We start from the raw sequence: 261 nt of genomic DNA, 5'->3' as shown, positions 1-261 counted from the left end.
CGCCCTCTTCAGTGGACGTGATGAGATTTTCCAAAAAGGCAGGTTGCACCGTTTCTTCATAAAAATCATAATGCAGATAATCTGTACTTCTCACCTTCTGCCAGCTACATTTTGAAAAGGACCTCACTGGTAAGCTGTATGCCTCGGCAACCTCTAGTACAGCTTCCAACGCTTGTGGAATATGCAAATGCTTATGGTGGTGACTGTCAATATGGGTAACATGCGGATACCATTGCCGTAGTAAATCAAGCTGCGCAAGTA

Annotated in this window: 1 protein-coding gene; it reads right to left on the bottom strand. The window is 44.4% G+C overall.

What is annotated here, in order from left to right; translation table 11 throughout:
* Positions 1–261 (bottom strand): ChbG/HpnK family deacetylase (locus RG959_RS24395; protein ID WP_342799327.1); only part of this gene is annotated, 261 nt, incomplete at both ends.

It is taken from the genome of Domibacillus sp. 8LH, from assembly GCF_038806185.1.
Taxonomy (GTDB): domain Bacteria; phylum Bacillota; class Bacilli; order Bacillales; family Domibacillaceae; genus Domibacillus; species Domibacillus indicus_A.
This window is presented reverse-complemented; position numbering and strand designations above follow the sequence as displayed.